Source organism: Winogradskyella rapida (assembly GCF_042675845.1).
In the GTDB taxonomy this organism is placed as follows: Bacteria; Bacteroidota; Bacteroidia; order Flavobacteriales; family Flavobacteriaceae; genus Winogradskyella; species Winogradskyella rapida.
On sequence record NZ_JBHTKM010000001.1, the window covers coordinates 41,132 to 62,460 of the forward strand.

Annotated in this window: 17 protein-coding genes; 10 read left to right on the forward strand and 7 right to left on the reverse strand. The window is 36.8% G+C overall.

Features of this window, described 5'->3' with window-relative positions:
• Window positions 1-20 precede the first annotated feature (20 nt).
• Together ACFQ13_RS00205 and ACFQ13_RS00210 are read right to left on the reverse strand one after the other, a co-directional pair.
• The gene (locus ACFQ13_RS00205) at window positions 21-905 is read right to left on the reverse strand and encodes a patatin-like phospholipase family protein (RefSeq protein WP_114309744.1); all 885 of its coding nucleotides are present in this window, start codon (window positions 903-905) and stop codon (window positions 21-23) included.
• The gene (locus tag ACFQ13_RS00210; protein ID WP_386113088.1) at window positions 905-2,884 is read right to left on the reverse strand and encodes a M1 family metallopeptidase; all 1,980 of its coding nucleotides are present in this window, start codon (window positions 2,882-2,884) and stop codon (window positions 905-907) included. The genes ACFQ13_RS00205 and ACFQ13_RS00210 overlap by 1 nt, the downstream gene beginning before the upstream one ends.
• Before the next feature lie 155 nt (window positions 2,885-3,039).
• Here ACFQ13_RS00210 and recG point away from each other — a divergent pair, with 155 nt between their 5' ends.
• Window positions 3,040-5,142, forward strand: coding sequence for an ATP-dependent DNA helicase RecG (gene recG, locus ACFQ13_RS00215; protein ID WP_386113089.1), 2,103 nt, complete (start codon window positions 3,040-3,042; stop codon window positions 5,140-5,142).
• Window positions 5,143-5,229: 87 nt separating this feature from the next.
• On the opposite strand, the gene ACFQ13_RS00220 is transcribed toward recG, so the two are convergent.
• Window positions 5,230-5,862: an SDR family oxidoreductase gene (locus tag ACFQ13_RS00220; protein WP_386113090.1), complete on the reverse strand. Its 633-nt coding sequence runs from the start codon at window positions 5,860-5,862 to the stop codon at window positions 5,230-5,232.
• Window positions 5,863-5,894: 32 nt separating this feature from the next.
• Window positions 5,895-6,050, reverse strand: a complete 156-nt coding sequence (locus ACFQ13_RS00225; protein WP_114309747.1) for a YqaE/Pmp3 family membrane protein — start codon at window positions 6,048-6,050, stop codon at window positions 5,895-5,897.
• A gap of 181 nt (window positions 6,051-6,231) precedes the next feature.
• On the opposite strand from ACFQ13_RS00225, the gene ACFQ13_RS00230 reads away from it, so the two are divergent.
• Window positions 6,232-6,906, forward strand: a complete 675-nt coding sequence (locus ACFQ13_RS00230) for a membrane or secreted protein (protein WP_386113091.1) — start codon at window positions 6,232-6,234, stop codon at window positions 6,904-6,906.
• Between the two features lie 57 nt (window positions 6,907-6,963).
• Here the strand turns inward: ACFQ13_RS00230 and ACFQ13_RS00235 are convergent, their stop codons facing one another.
• On the reverse strand, window positions 6,964-8,208 hold the full coding sequence (locus tag ACFQ13_RS00235) for a peroxiredoxin family protein (RefSeq protein WP_386113092.1): 1,245 nt from the start codon (window positions 8,206-8,208) through the stop codon (window positions 6,964-6,966).
• A 309-nt stretch (window positions 8,209-8,517) separates the two neighbouring features.
• On the opposite strand from ACFQ13_RS00235, the gene pheT reads away from it, so the two are divergent.
• The 8 genes from pheT to ribB all read left to right on the forward strand — a co-directional run bounded on the left by pheT (window position 8,518) and on the right by ribB (window position 19,305).
• A complete protein-coding gene (pheT, locus tag ACFQ13_RS00240; RefSeq protein WP_386113093.1) occupies window positions 8,518-10,944 on the forward strand; it encodes a phenylalanine--tRNA ligase subunit beta in 2,427 nt (808 codons plus the stop codon).
• Between the two features lie 206 nt (window positions 10,945-11,150).
• Window positions 11,151-11,651: a thiol peroxidase gene (gene tpx / locus ACFQ13_RS00245; RefSeq protein ID WP_386113094.1), complete on the forward strand. Its 501-nt coding sequence runs from the start codon at window positions 11,151-11,153 to the stop codon at window positions 11,649-11,651.
• 7 nt (window positions 11,652-11,658) lie between these two features.
• Window positions 11,659-12,027 carry a diacylglycerol kinase family protein gene (locus ACFQ13_RS00250; RefSeq protein WP_114309752.1) on the forward strand — a complete coding sequence of 123 codons (369 nt, stop codon included), beginning with the start codon at window positions 11,659-11,661 and terminating at the stop codon, window positions 12,025-12,027.
• Between the two features lie 110 nt (window positions 12,028-12,137).
• The gene (locus ACFQ13_RS00255; protein WP_386113095.1) at window positions 12,138-12,920 is read left to right on the forward strand and encodes a M15 family metallopeptidase; all 783 of its coding nucleotides are present in this window, start codon (window positions 12,138-12,140) and stop codon (window positions 12,918-12,920) included.
• 40 nt (window positions 12,921-12,960) lie between these two features.
• Complete coding sequence (locus ACFQ13_RS00260; RefSeq protein WP_386113096.1) at window positions 12,961-15,417, forward strand: FtsK/SpoIIIE family DNA translocase; 2,457 nt, start codon at window positions 12,961-12,963, stop codon at window positions 15,415-15,417.
• 32 nt (window positions 15,418-15,449) lie between these two features.
• Window positions 15,450-16,091 (forward strand): LolA family protein, encoded by a 642-nt coding sequence (locus tag ACFQ13_RS00265; protein ID WP_386113097.1) that lies wholly within the window; start codon window positions 15,450-15,452, stop codon window positions 16,089-16,091.
• A 21-nt stretch (window positions 16,092-16,112) separates the two neighbouring features.
• Window positions 16,113-18,125, forward strand: a complete 2,013-nt coding sequence (locus ACFQ13_RS00270) for an LptF/LptG family permease (protein ID WP_386113098.1) — start codon at window positions 16,113-16,115, stop codon at window positions 18,123-18,125.
• A 31-nt stretch (window positions 18,126-18,156) separates the two neighbouring features.
• Window positions 18,157-19,305, forward strand: a complete 1,149-nt coding sequence (gene ribB / locus ACFQ13_RS00275) for a 3,4-dihydroxy-2-butanone-4-phosphate synthase (protein ID WP_386113099.1) — start codon at window positions 18,157-18,159, stop codon at window positions 19,303-19,305.
• On the opposite strand, the gene ACFQ13_RS00280 is transcribed toward ribB, so the two are convergent.
• Window positions 19,302-20,495: a DegT/DnrJ/EryC1/StrS family aminotransferase gene (locus tag ACFQ13_RS00280; RefSeq protein ID WP_386113100.1), complete on the reverse strand. Its 1,194-nt coding sequence runs from the start codon at window positions 20,493-20,495 to the stop codon at window positions 19,302-19,304. The two genes, ribB and ACFQ13_RS00280, sit on opposite strands and share 4 nt — an antisense overlap.
• A gap of 72 nt (window positions 20,496-20,567) precedes the next feature.
• A complete protein-coding gene (locus ACFQ13_RS00285) occupies window positions 20,568-21,197 on the reverse strand; it encodes an NAD(P)H-dependent oxidoreductase (RefSeq protein ID WP_386113101.1) in 630 nt (209 codons plus the stop codon).
• Window positions 21,198-21,329 lie beyond the last annotated feature (132 nt).

Below are 21,329 nucleotides of genomic sequence, written 5' to 3' on the forward strand. Positions count from 1 at the left end.
ATTGGTAAACGGTAGCGTTGTTACTTTGAATGTCTTTTTTCAGCATAACCATAACCTTCCTTCCACCACTTCTCCATTAAGCGTTTGCTAAAAATAAGGGAGTTCTCCGTAAGGCTTGTTGGGGTATAATAAAGGTTGAGTTTTACGTTTTTATTTCTAGCGGCAAGTTTTCCTATAATGATATCGTTACGTTCCACTTGGTTTAACAAGTGCCCAAATAAACCAATCATTAATGAAAATGGATTTTTACCCAATACTTTTTGCTTCCCTAAGGTTTCTGCTTCTAAAACAATGGCATCAATCTCTGTGGCGCCTCGTAATATAGCCTCTCGGATAGGGATAACACTCCCCAGACCGCCATCGGCATACTCATAGCCATCAACTTTAGCCAAAGACATAAAAGGCACGTAATTACAAGAAATCCAAACCCAATTGCAAAACTCTTCATAGGTACACTCTTGTATAGATTTATACTCTACCCTATTCATGGATAAATTAGCCACAGTAACCACAACATCATGCTTTTCCTTTCTAATCTGAACATACTCTTCATAAGTCACATTCTTCTGAATACTTCTCTTTAGCGCTTTACTTTCACCAAAGGTTCGTCGGCGCCTAATAAACTGCCAAAGGGAATTTATATAATCAATAGACACGTACTCACGATCGCCTTTTTTATGATGAATAAAAGGGCTGACACTAAAAATATCTTGCTGCTGAACGTTGGTAAAAATATCATAGAGTTTCCCTATTTTATTCACGGCCAAATGAGGAACCAATAAGCTACCTGTAGAGGTCCCCAAGAACATATCGTACTCTCGATTTTCGCGCTCCATTAAATATTGAGCCACACCACCTGCAAATGCTCCTTTACTTCCTCCTCCTGAAATTACTAATGCGCGCATTACTTTTTATTTTCTTCTAATTTGTTAGATAATTCTTTTGCAAACTTTACCATTCTCCAATTATGATGGGTTTTAGCCGTTTCTAAATTGGCTCTGCACTGTTCATTACAGGCAGACATTAAGTTCAAATAGTTGAAAGCCCCCATTCTCAGTTCTACATTATATTGTTCTCCGGTATAGTCTACCAACTCATCAAATAGACGCTGCTTATTATCTGTTTGATAATAGGGCGTATTTAAGTTTAATACAATCCATAATAACCTCACATTTTTATCATTGAACCCTGAAACATCGCGCGTTTTAGCTAAATACTTGGAGCGGTCTAGCGGGAAATTAGTCCAAAGATTATACAAAGCCTTCTCAATAGTCACATAAGAGTTATCTTCTAATAAAGACTCGTATTCGGTTTTTATACTTTCTGGAATTTTAGTGACGTATTGCGCAATAGCTTGGCGAACCTTAAGATTGTTTTTAAAGGTTTCTGCATTGACTAAATCTGGCACCTGACTAATAACTTTTGCTTTCGCTTTATCAGAGACATAATACTTTAAATACTCCGCACATTTAGACGTTTTAGCTTCACAATCTACCATAGCAAATTCATTAACGGCTGGCGACTGCTTTTTTAATCGTTCGAAGGCTTTTTCATAAGGAAAGGCTTTATTTTTAATCCAATAATTCACAAAACTAGATAAAGACCGGCCATAACCTTTTTCTACTTCAGAAATAAAATCGGTCGTTTTCACAGTTCCAAATTGATGTTTGTCCAAATACCTTTTTACAGCTTGCTTAAACACCTGATCCCCGACAACACCTCGTAAGACATGCAACACCCATGCACCACGTTGGTAAAAGGTTAAACTGCTCGATTTTGGATCTAAAAGCGAAGTGCCTTTTCCTGATAGTTCTTGGTGACTTAAATCTATAACCGATTCTAACAATTTAAAATAGTAATAGTCTTCCCCAAAAATATCACGCTCCGCAAGCAAAGCATAATAGGTTGCAAACCCTTCTTGTAACCAATGGTGTTCTCCTGAGGTCGCCGTAACAAGATCTCCAAACCATTGATGCGCCAGTTCGTGAGCATTAATATTCACATAGTTCTTATCGTTAAACCCAATATCGTCGACCATATAGGCATCCGAAAAAATAGTAAGACTTGTATTTTCCATACCGGCATATAAAAAATCGTGTACCGGCACTTGCTTATACACTTGCCATGGGTAAGGCACGCCTATTTCTTGTTCTAAAAAATTGAACATCTTTTCGGAGTAACGGTAGGTCGGTTCTACTTTTAAGCTGTCTTTAGGATAATAATACTGCTCTAAAGGAATTCCACGGTCTGAAACCTTTGTAGTTTTTTCATAACGCCCCAACACCAAGGCTAGCAAATAACTAGACATAGGCTGCTGCATTTGGTAAGATCGCTTCAGTTTACCATTATGTAGGCGCTCCTCTGCTAAGGCCACCCCATTAGCGACAAACGTATAATTATCCCAACCCTCTAAACTAAGATTGAAAATAATTTTATCATTAACATCATCTAAGCTAGGAAACCAATGACTGGTATATTTCCCTTGACCTTGTGTCCAGATTTGAGGTTCTTCCTCCCGTTTTAAGAAATATAAAGCTTTCTTGGGCTTTGCTTCATACTTAAAACGAACGGTATAATCTTTGTTTTTCTGAAACGGGTATTTAAAAACAATTTTATCTTTAAGGTTAGTGTAAGAAGCAGATGCTAGCTTTACACTATCCTGTAAAATTTCAACTTTATTAAAATTCATATTTACCGCATCGAGATAGATAGAATCTACGGCTTTTAAAATCTTAAATTGATAGCTTACTTGCCCACTGACCCGCAAAGAATCTGCGTCTACATTCAGCAAGGCATGAGCCTTTTTAAAATCGACAACTTGGGTTTGTTGCGCATAGCTCATCCTTAAAATTAGAATGAACGCAATAACGAAAGTTTTATTCATAAACTTAAACATACATTAATTAAGACCAATGTAAAGATTTTAAATGGTCTCCTAAAAACTAAGCGCTATAAATAACATTTATTTAGCCATAAGACACAAAACTTATATTTGAAGAGGGGTCTAAAAATTAATTATCATTTACTAAATTCGCAGTTATGAGTGTTAATCTGCAAACTCCTATAGACTATTTAAAAGGCGTCGGTCCTAGCCGCGCTGATTTGTTACGCTCAGAATTGGGGATTCAAACCTATCAAGACCTCCTCAATCTTTTTCCTAATCGTTATATAGACCGTACGCGGTATTATAAAATTAATGAATTGCAACGCAACAGTGCCGAAGTGCAAATTGTTGGAAAAATCACAGGTTTTAGAGAAGTCGCACAAAAGCGCGGAAAACGTTTAGTCGCTGATTTTAGAGACGATACCGGCGTTATGGAACTGGTGTGGTTTAGAGGTCAAAAATGGATTAGAGAGCAGATAAAAACAGGGCAAACCTATGTGATTTTTGGTAAGACCAATTGGTTTGGCGGCAAGTTTAGCATGCCACATCCTGAAATGGAATTGCAAAAAGAACATGAGGCTAATTTACGCTCTGCCATGCAGGCTATTTATCCGTCTACAGAAAAGTTAGCGAATAGAGGAATCACCAATCGGATTGTAACCAAAATAATGCAACAATTATTTTTAGAATCTAAAGGCCGATTTGTTGAAACACTCCCCGATTCGGTTATGAAAGACTTAAAATTAGTCTCGAAATCAGAAGCCATTTTCAACATTCATTTCCCTAAAACACCAGAACTTTTAGCAAAGGTGCAATTCCGCTTAAAGTTTGAAGAGTTATTTTACATTCAGTTACAACTCATCATTAAAAACCTTATTCATAAATCTAAAATTAAAGGTTTTACCTTTGATAAGGTGGGCCCTTATTTTAACCGTTTTTATAAAGAGCATTTACCTTTTGATCTAACCCAAGCCCAAAAGCGCGTTTTAAAAGAAATTAGGCACGATTTAGGGACTAACGCCCAGATGAATCGACTGCTACAAGGTGATGTGGGCTCCGGGAAGACCATAGTTGCTTTTATGTCAATGCTCATGGGGCTAGACAATGATTTTCAATGTTGCTTAATGGCACCAACAGCTATTTTATCTGTTCAGCATTACCAAGGCCTGAAAGAACTATGCGAGCCACTTGGCATTAGCATTGCGTTGCTTACGGGATCTACTAAAACTTCGGAACGAAAAATCATTCATGAAAATTTAGAAAACGGCAGCTTACAGATCTTAATCGGCACCCATGCAGTATTAGAAGACAAAGTAAAATTTAAGAACTTAGGCCTCGCTATTATTGACGAGCAGCATCGATTTGGTGTTGCACAACGCAGTAAGTTATGGCGAAAAAATAGCCTTCCTCCTAACGTCCTTGTGATGACAGCCACCCCGATTCCAAGAACCTTAGCTATGTCTGTTTATGGCGACTTAGATATTTCTATTATTGATGAATTGCCCGCTGGAAGAAAACCTATAAAAACCGTTCATCGTTTTGATAACAACCGCTTAAAAGTTTTCAAATTTATTAAAGATGAAATTGCTCTAGGCCGTCAAATCTATGTGGTCTATCCTTTAATTCAGGAAAGTGAAAATATGGATTATAAGGATTTAATGGATGGCTACGAAAGTATCTCTAGAGAATTCCCGATGCCAAAATATCAAATCTCTATTGTCCATGGTAAAATGAAACCTGCCGATAAAGATTACGAAATGGAGCGTTTTGTAAAAGGGGAAACTCAAATTATGGTGGCCACTACGGTTATAGAAGTTGGGGTAAATGTCCCTAATGCCTCTGTTATGGTTATTGAAAGCTCTGAACGTTTTGGCTTATCGCAATTGCACCAGTTAAGAGGCCGTGTGGGGCGTGGTGCAGAACAGAGTTATTGTATTCTTATGACGAGCCGTAAACTCAGTGAAGACAGTAAAACACGCTTACAAACCATGGTAAGAAGTAGTGATGGCTTTGAAATTGCTGAAGTAGATTTAAAGCTACGCGGTCCGGGTGATTTAATGGGAACCCAACAAAGTGGGGTGTTAAACCTACGAATTGCCGACGTGGTAAAAGACAAAGATATCTTACAAGAAGCACGCCATTACGCTAAAAACATACTGGATAAAGATCCTAGCCTTGCTGCGCCAGAACATCAAGTGATTTTGAATACCTATAGACAAATGAGTAAGTACAGAAACATTTGGAATTATATTAGTTAATGTTCACAAGACGTACTCACCAAACATAAAAAAAGAGAAACCACTATTGGTTTCTCTTTTTAATATTTATAAAATAAGGTGTCGTAATTAATTCTGCAAACTACTTAAAGCCTCTCCTATTGTGGTTTCGCCTTCTAAAATCTCGAACGTTGTATTAACAGGTGCGTCATCATTTAACGAGGCCACAAGGGTTTGCGCAACATCAGCTCTACTGATCTCACCACGCTTGTATAAATGAGGCTTCAGTTCAATGCTGCCTTTAGCTTCATTATTATTTAAAGTTCCAGGTCTCACTATTGTATATTTTAACCCGCTATTTCTTAGATGTTCATCGGCATTTTTTTTAGCCTTTAAATAGTCTTGTAATTCTTCTGCAGCTTCCGGATTATCGGCCCCCATTGAGCTCAACATTACAAAACGGTTAACATTTGCCATTTTAGACACCGCCATAAGACGCTTAGCTCCTTCTTGATCTACTTCTACAACATTCTTACCTCCAGAACCAGCAGCAAATACCACTTTATCGACCCCTTTCATTGTATGCGTAAGATCTTCCGTTAAATCTGCCAAGACGGTATCTACACCATCCGATTTAAACTGCTCTTGCTGCGATGATTTTCTCACCATAGCAATAGGATTAAAATATTGTGACGCTTTTAATAAATTAACGACTTGTTTTCCTGTGGTGCCGTTAGCACCAGCTACGAGTACATTTTCCATTTTATTTTTCTTTTTCTTTTTTTTGATTCTGTTTACTTACTATTCACATAAAATGCATAAATAACTCCTGGCAACCAGCCAACAAGCGTTAACAATAAACTAATTAAAAACTCTGTTCCTAATCCTCGATTTAAGAATACAGCTAAGGGCGGTAATAGAATTGATAATATAATTGTAATTAAAGACATAATATTTGTGTTTTATAAGTTCCTTACAAAGGTAGCCTTAAGATCTAAAGCCGATTAACTGCTTTGAATGAGATCTTAGCACATATTGAAAAAAGACCGAATTCAATGTTAAACCTTACAACAAGACAATTCCTCTTTATTAATCCCTTATATTTTAATAACTTAGTCTAAAATCATCATCATGAAAGGATTAAAAAATATAACACACATCTTAATTATAAGCCTCGTTTTTACACTGAGCAGTTATGCCCAATCTTGGGTTGGAGCGTGGCAACACACCTCAGAAAACCAAGACGATAGTCTACATACTACAGTACTTATTGTTACAGAGCATTATTTAGTTTCTACCACTTATGATAAAAACAGTGGAGCCTTTATTAAAACAAAAGGTGGTGCTTGGGAACAGAAGACAAACGAGAACATCAATTTAACTTTAGAGTTTAATAGTGAAAATCCTGATACCGTAGGAACACAAGAAGATTTTAACATCATGGTGAACAGGGAAACCCTGACATTGCTAGATGATAATATAAAGTTTGAACGTCTCGATGATGGTGGTCCCGGAATTTTAAATGGAGCTTGGTTAATGTCTGCCAGAAAGAAGGATGGCACACTACAACAACGCAACACCAACAAACCTCGAAAAACGATGAAGATTCTATCCGGCTCGCGATTTCAATGGATTGCCTATAACACCGAAACAAAAACCTATATGGCCACAGGCGGCGGCACTTACAGCACTAAAGAAGGGCGCTATACAGAAACGATTGAATTCTTTTCTAAAGATCCTTCAAAAGTAGGACTCCAATTAGAATTTAGTTATCAATTAATAGATGGTAATTGGCTACATACTTGAAAATCAAGCAAAGGCGACCCCATCCACGAAGTGTGGAGTCTCCGAAAGTCCTTATAATTACTCCGCTAGAAGCTCAGCCATAAAGCGCTCAAATTCTGCTTTAAAGGCTGTATATTTTTCCCCTGTAGCGGGTCCGTTAAAGCCTGTATGTATTTTTCTCACCCTCCCTGTCTTATCTATAAAGATAGAAGTCGGATAAGATAAAACATGATTCAGCATCGGTAATTTTTCTTGTGCTTTTTCTTTATCAGAACTTCCGTACTGGGCTAAAAGGATAGGATAATCAATACCCACTCTTTCTTTTAAACGGTCTATACGACTAAAAGCAGCTTCCTCTGTTTTCGCATATTCAAATGCCAATCCCACAAATGCAATATCTTTCGACTTATTCTGCTTATAAAAATCGGCATAATATTTACTTTCATCCAAACAATTAGGACACCAAGAGCCCATAATTTGAACCACTACAACTTTTCCCTTAAAACGTTCGTCGTCTAAAGACAACAAGTTCCCCGAGGTATCAGGAAACTCAAAAGCCAAACGCTCATATCCCTCTTTTAAAAACGTTAAATCTTCTGCTTCAGGCAACTCAAAACTAGGGTTTCTTTTCGCCATAAAAGGCTCTTTCCAATGATTTCCAGAGTAAAACGTTCCTTCCATCGTGAAATCATTCACAGTAGCGGTAAATAAAAACGCATGCGAACCATCAAAAGCAGATAACTTCATTGTATTACCATCCATCACACCTTCTAAAAATCGGTAATCGCCGGTTGCCGTTCTAAAAGTCCCCGTTACAAGATCATCTTTCTGTGTAAAAATCCCCTTGGCCAAATACGCCTCATCTCCTTTTCCGACACTAAACGTGGTTTCCCAAACTCCAGATACATTAAAGGTAGGCACTTCTGCAGTTTCAAAACGCTTTTCGACACCATAATTAGCCGTAAAAGCCACAGAACGCTCTAAACTCTCAATTATAAATTGTCCTTTTAAGTTGTTTCCGTCTCGTTTTGCAGCAATATAACCTTCAAACACTGGTAATTTTATAAAGACAGAATCGGCGCTGTAAGTAACTTCATCCACTTTAATAACCTCTTCCGCATTGTACACTTCAAGTTCATTTGCTGATGTCACCTTAAAATTAAAAGGCAGCTCCTCACCATCCTTCACTTCTAAAACACCTCTATACATTCCATTTTTTAAGGGTTGCACGGGCGCATCAGCAGTTACCGAATCTTCCGTTTTAGATTCATTATTACAAGAGAAACAAGCAAAACACAACAGTGTAATTAATAAATATCGCATAAATAATAGGGAATTAAATCTTATATAAGTCAAATGTATTACACTACCCCAGCATAAGATCTTTAGGTAGCAGCGCTAAAATACTTATAATTATACGGCATCACAATGCCTTCACCTAAAAAATGATAGAACGCTGCAGGGCGTCCGCAAAACACGAAATGTACTTGGCGTAAATTGCGGTAAACGAAACATTTTCAAGGTGACATTTCAAACGGAAATAAATATCTTTAGATTCTCTAATTTTTTTGGAATGGATATTTCGCTAGGCAACAACTATTATTATCTTTGTAGCCTGATTAAAATCAACATATGAAGATTTCATACAACTGGCTAAAACAGTTTATAAAGACCGATTGGAACGCCGAAAAAACAGGCGAATTATTAACGGATCTGGGATTAGAAATAGAAGGTATTGAAACCTACGAATCCGTAAAAGGGGGGCTAAAAGGTATTGTCGTTGGAGAGGTACTCACCTGCGAACAACACCCAAATGCAGACCGCTTAAAAGTAACTACCGTAAATATTGGTGCAGATGCTCCTTTACAAATTGTGTGTGGTGCACCTAACGTCGCTGCCGGACAAAAAGTTCCTGTAGCCACTATTGGTACCACTTTATACACTGCAGAAGGCGAAGCATGGACCATAAAAAAAGGTAAGATTAGAGGTGAAGAAAGCCACGGAATGATTTGTGCTGAAGACGAATTAGGACTTGGAGAATCTCACGAGGGTATTATGGTATTAGATGCTGATATTGCCGTAGGAACTCTAGCTGCTGACCTTTTTGAGGTAGAAAATGATGAAGTTTTTGAAATTGGTCTTACGCCAAACCGTGCCGATGCCATGAGTCATTATGGTGTTGCTAGAGATTTAAAAGCAGGTCTTTTACAGAAGGAAATTTCTTTAGAACTTATTACACCATCCGTAAGCTCATACCATGTAGATGCAAGAGCCTTTAAAGTTGATGTTGATGTAAAAGACTATGAGAAAGCGCCACGTTACTGTGGGGTAACCATCTCTGGAATTACAGTTGAAGCGTCTCCGGCGTGGTTACAACACCGTTTAAAATCTATTGGATTAAGTCCGGTGAACAATATTGTTGATATCACTAACTATGTATTGCATGAGTTAGGTCAACCGCTCCACGCTTTTGATGGTGATAGAATTTCTGGAAGTAAAATTGAAGTTAAAACCTGTGAGGCTGGCACTAAATTTACAACCTTAGATGGTGTAGAGCGCGAATTGCACGAAGAAGATCTTATGATTTGCGACGATCGTAGACCTATGTGTATTGCTGGTGTTTTTGGTGGCTTAGATTCTGGTGTAACCGAACATACCTCTCGTATTTTCCTTGAGAGTGCTTATTTCAATCCTGTAAGTGTACGTAAAACAGCAAAACGTCATGGTTTAAATACCGATTCTTCTTTTAGATTTGAAAGAGGTATTGACCCTAACCTTACTGAATACGCTTTAAAACGTGCGGCATTACTTATTCTTGAAATTGCCGGTGGAGAAATTACAAGTGATATTTTAGATACCTACCCTAAGAAAATTAGAGATTTTGAAGTTAGACTTAGCTTTGATCATGCTCAAAAATTAATCGGAGAACGTATTCCTGAAGAAACGATAAAAAGCATTCTATCTTCTTTAGATATTAAAATTAACAACGTTACTGAAGCTGGTTTAGGCTTAACCGTCCCTGCTTTTAGAAACGATGTACAACGTGAAGCCGATATTATTGAAGAAATTTTAAGAGTATATGGGTATAACAATATAGCCACTACTAAAAAATTAAACGCTTCAATTTCTAACTCCTCTCGTTTTGAAGATTATAAACTTCAAAATATCATAGGGAACCAATTGGCATCACAAGGCTTTTTTGAAATTATGGCCAATTCCTTAACAACACCTAAATATGTGGAGTTGAGTGAAGATTTAAATGAGGCTCATAATATTAAAATGCTGAATCCTTTAAGTAATGATCTGGAAGTGATGCGTCAATCCTTATTATTTTCAGGATTAGAAGCTGTAGCTCATAATATTAACAGGAAGCGTGACGATTTAAAACTTTTTGAATTTGGTAAAACCTACCACCAATTTTCAGAAGCACGTGAAGAGCATAAGCATTTATCCATTTTTGTAACTGGAAATAAAACTGAAGAACGTTGGAATACAGCAGCTTCTCCAAGTGATTTCTTTTATTTAAAAGGGACAATTGAAACCATCTTAGAACGTTTAGGCTTAACACGCTTAAAAGCAGCACCTACAAACGCTGCCGTACTAAGTGAAGGATTAACACTTTCAATAGGAAAAACAAAACTGGTAACGTTTGGATTGGTTAAGAAATCTATCTTAAAACACTTTGGCATTTCTCAAAATGTGTTGTTTGCAGACTTCAATTGGGATAATGTTTTAGACATGGCAAAACACAATAAAGTTAAGTTTACGCCGATCTCTAAATACCCTTCTATTCGTAGAGATTTTGCTCTTCTTTTAGATCAAAATGTAAGTTTCCAAGATATAGACACTATTGCTAAGCAAACCGAGAAGCAACTTCTAAAAAGCGTCAATCTTTTTGATGTTTACGAAGGTAAAAACTTACCTGAAGGCAAAAAGAGTTATGCTGTAAGCTTTATTTTTCAAGATGAAAGAAAAACCTTAAATGATAAGCAAATTGACAAAATCATGTCTAAGCTTCAATCTAATTTTGAAAACAAACTGGGTGCAGAATTAAGGTAACCTTACACTCCTATACAAAAGCCCTTAATGATTAAAGTTAAGGGCTTTTTTTATAGGTCTAAATTCCGACCTTATAATACTGAATACGAAAGAATATAGAATTCCTGCTTTATTAACGTTCTAGGGACGGCAATTAAATATTAGCTAATATTTAATACTTTTCAGTAGAAAAGTTCCTATTTTTAACAAACTTAAAAACAAAAATTATGTCAAATATAACATTAGGAGGTAATCCTATAGAAACTACAGGAACCTTACCTGCAGTAGGAGAAAAAGCTCCAAATTTCACACTTACAGCTACAGATTTATCGCCAAAGACCTTATCGGATTACGAAGGACGTCGCTTAGTATTAAATATCTTCCCTAGTGTAGATACCGGTACTTGCGCACAATCTGTAAGAACCTTTAACGAAAAAGCAAGCGAATTAGAAAACACTAAAGTGTTATGTATTTCTAAAGATTTACCCTTTGCGTTAGCCCGTTTTTGTGGCGCAGAAGGTTTAGATAATGTTGAAAGTTTATCTGATTTTAGAACTGGTGACTTTGGTGACGACTATGGTATTACGTTTAAAACAGGACCTTTAGTGCCTTTATTATCACGTTGTATTGTGGTTATTGATGCAGATGGTACCATTTTACATACGGAGCAAGTTGCAGAAATAAAAGATGAACCTAATTACGAAAGTGCATTAGCAAGTTTAGCCTAATTACGCAATGCACAAAAAAGAACCCTTCATAATTAATAGACTTAAAAGTTTTGGCTTTGCTTTTAAAGGGATGCTCATCCTTTTAAAAACCGAAGCGAGCATTCAAGTACAAGTGGGTATCGCTATACTTGTAACCTTTGCCGGTTTCTATTTCAATATTTCTAAAACGGAATGGATGGCACAGGTGATTATGATTGGTTTAGTTCTTAGTATTGAAGGCGTAAATACAGCTGTTGAGGCGATTGCCGATTTTGTTCATCCCGATTATCATAAGAAAATTGGTTTGATAAAAGACGTCGCGGCAGGAGCTGTATTTATCGCTTCTATAGCGGCCTTAATCATCGCGGGAATTATATATCTTCCTAAGTTTATTTAATCCCCATTCCTTCAAATTTATTCAAGGTTTACACACCAAAACACATCGAATAAACGTTTCATATTTGTATTTTTGTCCTAACCCAATTCATCAACACCAAGACCTCTAACATGAGATTATTATTTGTAACGCTTCCTATTATTTTAACGCTATTAAGTTGCAATACAAATAAGAACGACAAAGCCCTTACGGAGACGACAACAAAACCCCTCGAGGAACTTCCATTACAAAAACCACAAATTCCCATTTCAAAAGCATTAGTTTTAGGAATGTTTAACTTTAGAACAGATTCAACTTTTACCAAGGTAGATCCGCAATACACTTCTAAGACTATTTACCTCAATAAGGAGGTTGATTCCGCTTTTGTGGCCATGCGAAAAGCCGCAGAACAAGATGGTATTTACCTTAAGGTTATTTCGGGAACTCGAAATTTCAGTGCCCAAAAAGCCATCTGGGAACGCAAATGGAAAAAGTATGCCAATTTGGCTCCTAAAGAACGGGCTTTAAAAATATTAGAATACAGCTCCATGCCGGGCTCATCGCGCCACCATTGGGGTACCGATTTAGACTTAAATAATTTAACAAATTCGTATTTTAGCAGCGGAGAAGGCTTAGCCATCTACCAATGGTTAACCACCCACGCTAATGACTTTGGTTTTTATCAAGTTTATACCACTAAAGACCAAGGACGAACAGGTTATAATTTAGAAAAATGGCACTGGTCTTATTTACCTTTAGCACAACCTTATTTAGAGTATTATAATGCTCATATTACGGTTAGCGATATAAAAGGATTTGAAGGCGCAGATCAGGCCCAAGCCGTAGATATTATTAACAGTTATGTTAATGGTATTTCAAAAAAAAGTAAAGATGCAACACTAACAAACTCTTAAAACCGTAAAGGTTAAGACACCGAAAAAAATTCGGCATAGCATGGCAAAAAAAACAACGCGAAAGAAAACCAGCACAAAAGCAGCTTCAAAAAAGAAGGTCAAGGCGCCGCTTAAAATGCCGTCTTGGACACTTACCAATCAGCAAAAACTGGTCTTGGGAAGTTTCCTTATTATATTAGGAATTCTACTTTTCATTTCTTTTCTATCCTTTGTTTTCACAGGTAAGGAAGATCAGAGTATGCTCCAAAATTTCCCGGAGCGCAGTAACAATTATAAAAATTGGGCCAGCCAATTAGGCGCATGGGTCAGTGAACTCTTTATTACTAAAGGTTTTGGTTTGCCTTCGTTTATTTTTTCAGGTTTATGTTTCCTCTCAGGCGTTTATGTGACAATAAATTTAAGCAAGGATAAATTAAGAACCCATTGGATTTGGGGAACCCTAATTGTTATTTGGTTATCCATCCTTTTAGGATTTTTTACGCATAAGTACGACTTTTTAGGAGGTACCATAGGTTTTGAGATGAATACTTATATGCAAGATTATATTGGTAAAGCCGGTGTGGTTCTACTCCTACTCTTCGGACTTATGGCGTATTTAGCTATTCGTTTTAAAGTCACAGGAGAATCTATAGTGAACAGCTTTAGATCTGCAAAAAGTGCGATTAAAGATGATTTAAGTGCGGACGCCGAGGTTAAACCAGAAGCGGTTCATATTGATAATAACCATACTGATGAAGCTGAAGACATTAAATCGGCTTTCGATATCCCAACAGAACCTGTACAACCTACGATCGATAAGGCTTCTACGCCTCCATTAGAAGAAAAAGAGCCTGAGCCAGAAAAGCCGTCTACAGTAGAGGTTTTAGAAATGGAAGTGACTGAAAAACCTAAGGAAGAATCCATTGAAGAGCCGGAGTTAAAAATTGAAGTTGAAGAATATGAAGAAGAGCAATCTGAAGCCGATAATTTAGCGGATAAATTGGTGGAAGACTTCGGACAATTTGACCCGACTTTAGAGCTAGGAAAATATCAGTTTCCAACCTTAGATTTACTGAAGAAATACGACAATGAAGGTATTTCTATAGATCAAGATGAACTTGAGGAGAACAAAAACAGAATTGTTGAAACGCTGAACAATTACAAAATTGGAATTACAAGCATTAAGGCCACTATTGGACCAACCGTAACCCTTTATGAAATTGTACCTGATGCGGGAGTTCGTATTTCTAAAATTAAAAATTTAGAGGATGACATCGCTTTATCGCTTGCCGCTTTAGGGATTCGTATTATTGCACCAATTCCTGGAAAAGGAACCATTGGTATTGAAGTGCCAAATAAGAACTCTACTATTGTATCGATGCGTTCAGTAATTGCGTCACAAAAATTTCAAAAATCCACTATGGAGTTACCAATTGCATTTGGTAAAACTATTAGTAATGAAACCTTTGTGGTCGATTTAGCAAAAATGCCACACATGCTAATGGCAGGTGCTACCGGTCAAGGTAAGTCTGTAGGTTTAAATGCCGTTTTAACCTCTCTACTATATAAGAAACATCCGGCGGAAGTCAAGTTTGTTCTAGTCGATCCTAAAAAGGTAGAACTTACCCTATTTAACAAAATAGAACGTCACTATTTGGCAAAATTACCCGATAGTGAAGATGCCATTATTACCGATAATGCTAAAGTTATAAATACTTTAAATTCACTTTGTATTGAAATGGATAACCGATACGAGATGCTTAAAAATGCATTTTGTAGAAATATTGCCGAATACAACACCAAATTTAAAGCTCGAAAGCTAAACCCTAATGATGGGCACGCCTTTTTACCGTACATCGTATTAGTGGTCGATGAGTTTGCCGATTTAATTATGACCGCGGGTAAGGAAGTCGAAACACCAATAGCGAGGTTAGCCCAATTGGCACGTGCCATTGGGATTCACTTAATCATTGCTACGCAACGTCCTTCGGTTAATGTTATTACCGGTATTATAAAGGCTAACTTCCCGGCGCGTATTGCGTTTAGGGTTACCAGTAAAATTGACTCGAGAACCATTTTAGATGGCTCGGGAGCCGATCAGCTTATTGGTCGTGGAGATATGCTCTACACCCAAGGTAACGAACTGATCCGTATTCAATGTGCCTTTGTAGACACGCCTGAAGTGGAAAAAATAACAGAATTTATTGGTTCACAAAAAGCATATCCAGACGCTCATTTACTTCCAGAATACGTTGGTGAAGATGGTGGCACAAATCTTGATATAGATATTTCCGATAGAGATAAACTGTTTAGAGAAGCAGCAGAACTTATTGTCACCGCACAACAAGGATCGGCTTCCCTACTTCAGCGAAAATTAAAATTAGGCTATAACAGAGCGGGTAGAATTATTGACCAATTAGAAGCCGCAGGTATTGTTGGTAACTTTGAAGGTAGTAAAGCCCGTCAAGTTCTGGTTCCTGATTTAGTGGCGCTCGATCAATTGTTAGAAAACGAATAATAAACTTAAGATTTTAAAGACAAACACAAAAAATGAAAAAATTAATAGTTATTGCATGTATCGCTTTAGGGTTTAATGCCTTTGCTCAAAATGACGCCAAAGCAGAATCCTTACTTAACGATGTCAGTTCAAAAATTAAAGGCTATAAGAATATCAGTTTAGATTTTAAATACGAGCTTAATAATACTAGCGAAAACATCAAACAAGAAACCCGTGGTGATGTGGTTTTAGAAGGTGATAAATACAAATTAAACATCTTAGGCATTACCCGTATATTTAATGGTAAAACCTTATACACTATTAGTCCTGAAGATGAAGAAGTTACCGTTTCTTCAGACAACTCAGATGATGAAAGTACTATAACGCCAAGTAAAATGTTATCGTTCTATGAAGATGGCTACACCTACAAAATGGATATCATCCAGAATGTGAAAGGCAGAAAAATTCAATATGTAAAATTAATCCCAATGGATACCAATTCTGAAATAAAGCACATTTTATTAGGAATTGACGCTACAACAAAACATATTTACAACTTAATTGAAGTTGGTAAAAATGGGACAAAAACGATTTTAACTGTTAATTCTTTTAAAACCGATCAACCCATTTCAAAAACCTTATTTACATTTGACGAAAGTAAATACAGCGATTACTTTATCAATAAACTAGACTAAGGTTTAAAAAAATTCTATTCTGTGAAAATTTTAGATAGGTACATTCTTATCACATTCTTAAAGACGTTTTTTAGCGTCTTTATTATATTCATGTTCATCTTTATTTTACAAGGCGTTTGGCTCTATATTGCTGAACTTGCTGGTAAAGATTTAGATGTCATGGTGACCGCAAAATTCATCTTGTACTACATGCCAAAGCTTATTCCTTTGGTTGTGCCTCTAACCGTACTGCTTTCGTCAATTATGGTCTTCGGTAATTTTGCCGAAAACTATGAGTTCGCCGCTATGAAATCTACAGGGATTTCATTGCAACGTGCCATGCGAAGTTTAAGTGTGTTTATTGTAGCATTAGGTATTGGATGTTTCTTTTTTGCCAATAATGTGATTCCGTGGGGTGAATATAATTTCTATAACTTAAGACGAAATATCGCCAAAATGAAACCGGCCTTAGCGATTGCTGAAGGTCAGTTTAATGAAATTGGAAATATTAATATTAAAGTTGAAAAGAAGTCTGGTGACCGCGGCCAATTTTTAGAAGGTGTTGTGATTCATGAAAAAAACAGCACACGTTCGGGGAACTATAAAGTGATTATTTCTGAAAAAGGAGAGCTTAAAAGTAGTCCGGACTCTAGTATTCTACAACTCGAATTAGAAAACGGACATTATTATGAGGAAATCATCAATAAGGACGTTAGGAAAAATCAACGTAAGCCGCATGTAAAAAGTTATTTTAAAACTTATGTCACTAATGTTGATTTAGAAATTTTAAATGCTGAAGACTTAGACGAAAAAAATCATTCGGACCGCTATAACATGTTAAACGTAAGTCAACTTAACAAAGTTATAGACACCTTAAAGCAAAAGGAAGTCAATGATTACAAGGCCTTAGCGACCACGATGTTTAACCGTAGTACCTTTTCGTCTATCAACATCAACATTGACCTTAAGGATGTAGATTCGCTACGAACTCAAGATCCAGATGCTGTACCTTTAGCAGAGACCAATTATCTAGATCTCTACAGCAGGACGCAACAAGTTCAAATTATGAACTTGGCCATAAACTCTACCAATAGCGCGACACAAATTTTAAATTCTAACACTAAAAATTTAAACACAAAGCGCGTGTTTATGAATAAGCATATCATCGCATTACAAGATAAATTTGTTCTTGCCTTTGCTTGTATCATTTTATTTTTCGTTGGGGCACCATTGGGCGCCTTAATCCGAAAAGGTGGACTAGGCCTCCCAATGGTTATCGCAATTGTGCTGTTCTTAACCTATCATTTCTTTGGTATATTCTCTAAAAACAGTGCAGAGAAAGGAAGTTTCAGCCCTGTTATTGGCGCTTGGTTGTCTACGGCGGTTATGTTTCCATTAAGTGTTTACCTCACCACACGTGCTACTAATGATAAAGGTGTTTTTCAATTAGGTGCGCTTTTAGTGCCCCTAAAACGTTTCTTTAATACCAAGCAAAAAATTCAGCTTTCAGAAAGTGAAACCAAAACCTATAATTTCTATTCTAAATATTCTATTGAAGAACTTATAGGCATTATAAAAAAGCAAGACGACTTTGATTTGGATAAGAAACCTAAAGAAATTGCCTTGCGTAACTTACTGAATCGGAAAATAGCATTTGAAAGCTTACAGTCTGAAGGCCTAAGCATTCCTAAAAGTCTTATTGAAGCACGCCAATTATTAAAAGATTATAAAGACTACTCTACAACCAACTTTGTTAGTTATTGTATTGCAGTGGTTTTATTTGTGCTCTACTTTGTGTTTAAAAACAATAAGCTGCCACAACTTGCAGATGCGTCTTTAAGCCTAAGTGCAGTGGCCTTTATATTCTTTATTGTGTTTATTATTGTTAATGCTTTAATCTACACTAAATTTTATTCTAAACTGAATTTAAAAGGGAAACAGATTAATCCGTTAATCCTTGTATTAACCTTACCTATTTATCCTTTAAAATATATTATTGTTCGCAGTAGAATATCGCAAGACTTCTTTCTAAGTTCGCTCCAAAATATAAAATAAACGTATCTTTGCATCGTCTAAAACAAACATTATGATGACTGAAACTATAAATAAAAAATTGACTTTAAATACCATTGAAGAAGCTATTGAAGACATCAAGAAAGGTAAGGTTATCATTGTAGTTGATGACGAAAACCGTGAAAATGAAGGCGATTTCTTAGCGGCTGCTGAAAAGGTAACTCCAGAGATGATTAATTTTATGGCTACACATGGCCGTGGATTAATTTGTACACCACTTACAGAAAACCGTTGTGAAGACTTAGAACTTGGAACGATGGTTAGAAATAATACGGATCCTATGGAAACAGCCTTTACAGTTTCTGTAGATTTAAGAGGTAATGGTGTAACCACCGGTATTTCTGCTGCCGATAGAGCTAAGACTGTTAAAGCTTTAGTAGACCCAGAGACTAAACCTTTTGAGTTAGGACGTCCAGGACATATCTTTCCTTTAATTGCAAAAGAAGGTGGGGTCTTAAGACGAACAGGGCACACGGAAGCAGCTATTGACTTTGCACGTTTAGCAGGATTTGAACCTGCAGGTGTCATTGTAGAAATTATGAATGAAGATGGTACAATGGCACGTCTCCCTCAATTGATGAAGGTGGCCGAACGTTTCGATCTTAAAATAGTTTCTATCGAAGATTTAGTGGCTTACCGTATGGAGCACGATTCTTTAATTGACAAAAAAGAAGACTTTAATATTGAAACTCGCTTTGGGCAATTTAGATTAAGAGCTTACCAACAAACCACCAATGATCAGGTTCATATTGCCTTAACTAAAGGCACTTGGAAATCTGACGAACCTATATTAACTCGTGTTAATAACACTTTAGTGAATAGCGATATCTTAGGATCACTTACCAACAATCCAGATCAGAAATTAGACGATATGTTTAATGTGATTAATAAAGAAGGTAAAGGCGCTATTATATTTATTAATCAGCAACCAGAATCTATAAACTTGCTAACACGTCTGTCTTTATTAAGAGAAAGTCAAGTAGAAGGTGAAGTGGTAAAAGCCCCAAGTTTAGGGATGGATACAAAAGATTTTGGTATCGGTGCACAAATTTTACACGATCTTAAAATCAGTAAGCTTAATCTTATATCAAACAGTCTCCAAACCAAACGTGTTGGGATGATTGGTTATGGTTTGGAGATTGTAGGTTATGTTAATTATTAAAGCGTCGCTCTAATAATTTTTGCCATTTTTTCGGCACGTTCTGCAACTTCTTCTTCTGTCCATGACAGTTTAATTAAGCATGAAATATTACGCCCTATAAAGGCATCAGATTGATCGAAGGTTTTGGTATCTAAATACTTTAAACCTTCTTTCACTTCTTGAGAAATTGGAAATAAAGATTTCTGTTCTTTTAAGTGGTGCCATTCCTTAATGTAATGCCAGTTGTTTTGGTAATAATTCCAACAAGCATCTACACCTCCTTCTTTAAAAGCCGCTACAACTTTTTGTGCCGAATCTAAATCGGGTAAAAAGAAATTTAAAAACGCATAGCTTTCTTCTCCACCTTTAGGTACACGTCTAAAGCTCACTCCAGGAACTCTGGCAATCGCATTTTTTAAAACATTATAGTTTCGCTTTTGCAAGGCTATAAACTCTGGTAAACGTCTTACTTGCGCTAAACCTACCGCAGCATGTAATTCTGAAATTCTAAAATTATAACCTAAAAACGGATGGGTTTCAGCTCCTCTATCCTGACCGATATGATCATGACCATGGTCGCTATAATGATCGGCATTAATGTAATAGTCTTTATTATTGGTCACCACAGCGCCCCCTTCTCCACAAGTTATGGTTTTTACAAAGTCGAAAGAGAAACAACCTAAGTCCGCAATACTTCCTAAAGGTTTTCCGTTATACGTCCCTCCTATGGCTTGGCAAGCATCTTCTAAAAACACGAGATTATGCGTCTTACAAATGGCTTGTAGAGCATCCATATCGCCCATACTTCCGCACATTTGCACTACCATTACCGCTTTTGTTTTAGGCGTAATAGCGGCTTCAACAGCTTTAGGGTCTAAGGTAAGGGTATCATCAATATCTACTAAAACCGGAATGGCTCCTAACATCATAATCGCCTCAAAACTGGCCACGAAGGTAAAGGTTGGCATAATAACCTCATCCCCTGCTCCGATTCCGGCAGCGGCTAGAGCTACAGAGACTGCAGCCGTTCCGCTAGAGACCAACTGAACGTGTTTAGAGGTAAACGTTTGCGCCAATTCGGCTTCAAGTTCTTTTGCTTTCCAATGCCCTTTTCGCATTCCATCAAAACCATAACGCATTAAGACCCCATTGTCTAACACATCATTAACTTCTTTGCGTTCTAAATCACTGAATAACTCAAATCCTGGCATATTTTATTTATTTTTTTTGTTTTGTATCCTAACAAAGATACCATTTTACTGAAGTACGAGAATTAAAAATGCTTATAATTCTATCACTGTTTTTGAAACCGGTTGACGGACTTTTTTTAAGCCTGAAAACAGATCATCATCTGCTCTAAAACCTACGGGAAGTAACAACACAGAACGTAATCCGTGGGCTTTTAAATTTAACTTTTCATCCAAAGCTTCCGGCATAAAGCCTTCCATAGGGCAACTGTCTATTTCCTCTACCGCACAAACCGTCATTAAGTTTCCTAAGGCTATATAGGCTTGTTTTGTAGCCCAACTTATTTTCTTTTCTGCCGTCATTCCTTCAACAGTTGTTTTTAGATCTTCCTTAAAAGGATTTAGAATTGCATCAGGTGTATTTCTAATTGCCTTTACGGATTCAAAATGTGTTTCTACATCATTGGCATCAATCACATCCTGAACGCAAATCACTAATAAATGAGACGCATCAACCACTTGTCGTTGCCCATAAGCCAATCCCACTAATTCTTCCCTTAAAGCTTTATTTTCTACGACTACTAATTTCAAAATTTGTAAGCCATAAGATAAGGCTGTAAGGTTAAAAGCTTGTTTTAACGTGGTTATTTGCGCCGTTGAAAGCGTTTTATGAGCATCAAATTTCTTTGTTGCGTAACGCCACTGTAATTTTTGTATAATGGACATTTTCTTCTATTTTTTTCAAAAGTAAGCAATATATATTGGAGTCTTATGCCCTAAAGTGCCCTTCTATCTTCAGCAAAAAAAAAGCTGAAAGACCTTATTGATCTTTCAGCTTTTGTATGATAAACTATTAGG

Coding starts and splice junctions, on each gene's coding strand:
- ACFQ13_RS00205 (WP_114309744.1), bottom strand. CDS start 905: ATGCGCGCATTAGTAATTTCAGGAGGAGGAAGTAAAGGAGCATTTGCA.
- ACFQ13_RS00210 (WP_386113088.1), bottom strand. CDS start 2,884: ATGAATAAAACTTTCGTTATTGCGTTCATTCTAATTTTAAGGATGAGC.
- recG (WP_386113089.1), top strand. CDS start 3,040: ATGAGTGTTAATCTGCAAACTCCTATAGACTATTTAAAAGGCGTCGGT.
- ACFQ13_RS00220 (WP_386113090.1), bottom strand. CDS start 5,862: ATGGAAAATGTACTCGTAGCTGGTGCTAACGGCACCACAGGAAAACAA.
- ACFQ13_RS00225 (WP_114309747.1), bottom strand. CDS start 6,050: ATGTCTTTAATTACAATTATATTATCAATTCTATTACCGCCCTTAGCT.
- ACFQ13_RS00230 (WP_386113091.1), top strand. CDS start 6,232: ATGAAAGGATTAAAAAATATAACACACATCTTAATTATAAGCCTCGTT.
- ACFQ13_RS00235 (WP_386113092.1), bottom strand. CDS start 8,208: ATGCGATATTTATTAATTACACTGTTGTGTTTTGCTTGTTTCTCTTGT.
- pheT (WP_386113093.1), top strand. CDS start 8,518: ATGAAGATTTCATACAACTGGCTAAAACAGTTTATAAAGACCGATTGG.
- tpx (WP_386113094.1), top strand. CDS start 11,151: ATGTCAAATATAACATTAGGAGGTAATCCTATAGAAACTACAGGAACC.
- ACFQ13_RS00250 (WP_114309752.1), top strand. CDS start 11,659: ATGCACAAAAAAGAACCCTTCATAATTAATAGACTTAAAAGTTTTGGC.
- ACFQ13_RS00255 (WP_386113095.1), top strand. CDS start 12,138: ATGAGATTATTATTTGTAACGCTTCCTATTATTTTAACGCTATTAAGT.
- ACFQ13_RS00260 (WP_386113096.1), top strand. CDS start 12,961: ATGGCAAAAAAAACAACGCGAAAGAAAACCAGCACAAAAGCAGCTTCA.
- ACFQ13_RS00265 (WP_386113097.1), top strand. CDS start 15,450: ATGAAAAAATTAATAGTTATTGCATGTATCGCTTTAGGGTTTAATGCC.
- ribB (WP_386113099.1), top strand. CDS start 18,157: ATGATGACTGAAACTATAAATAAAAAATTGACTTTAAATACCATTGAA.
- ACFQ13_RS00280 (WP_386113100.1), bottom strand. CDS start 20,495: ATGCCAGGATTTGAGTTATTCAGTGATTTAGAACGCAAAGAAGTTAAT.
- ACFQ13_RS00285 (WP_386113101.1), bottom strand. CDS start 21,197: ATGTCCATTATACAAAAATTACAGTGGCGTTACGCAACAAAGAAATTT.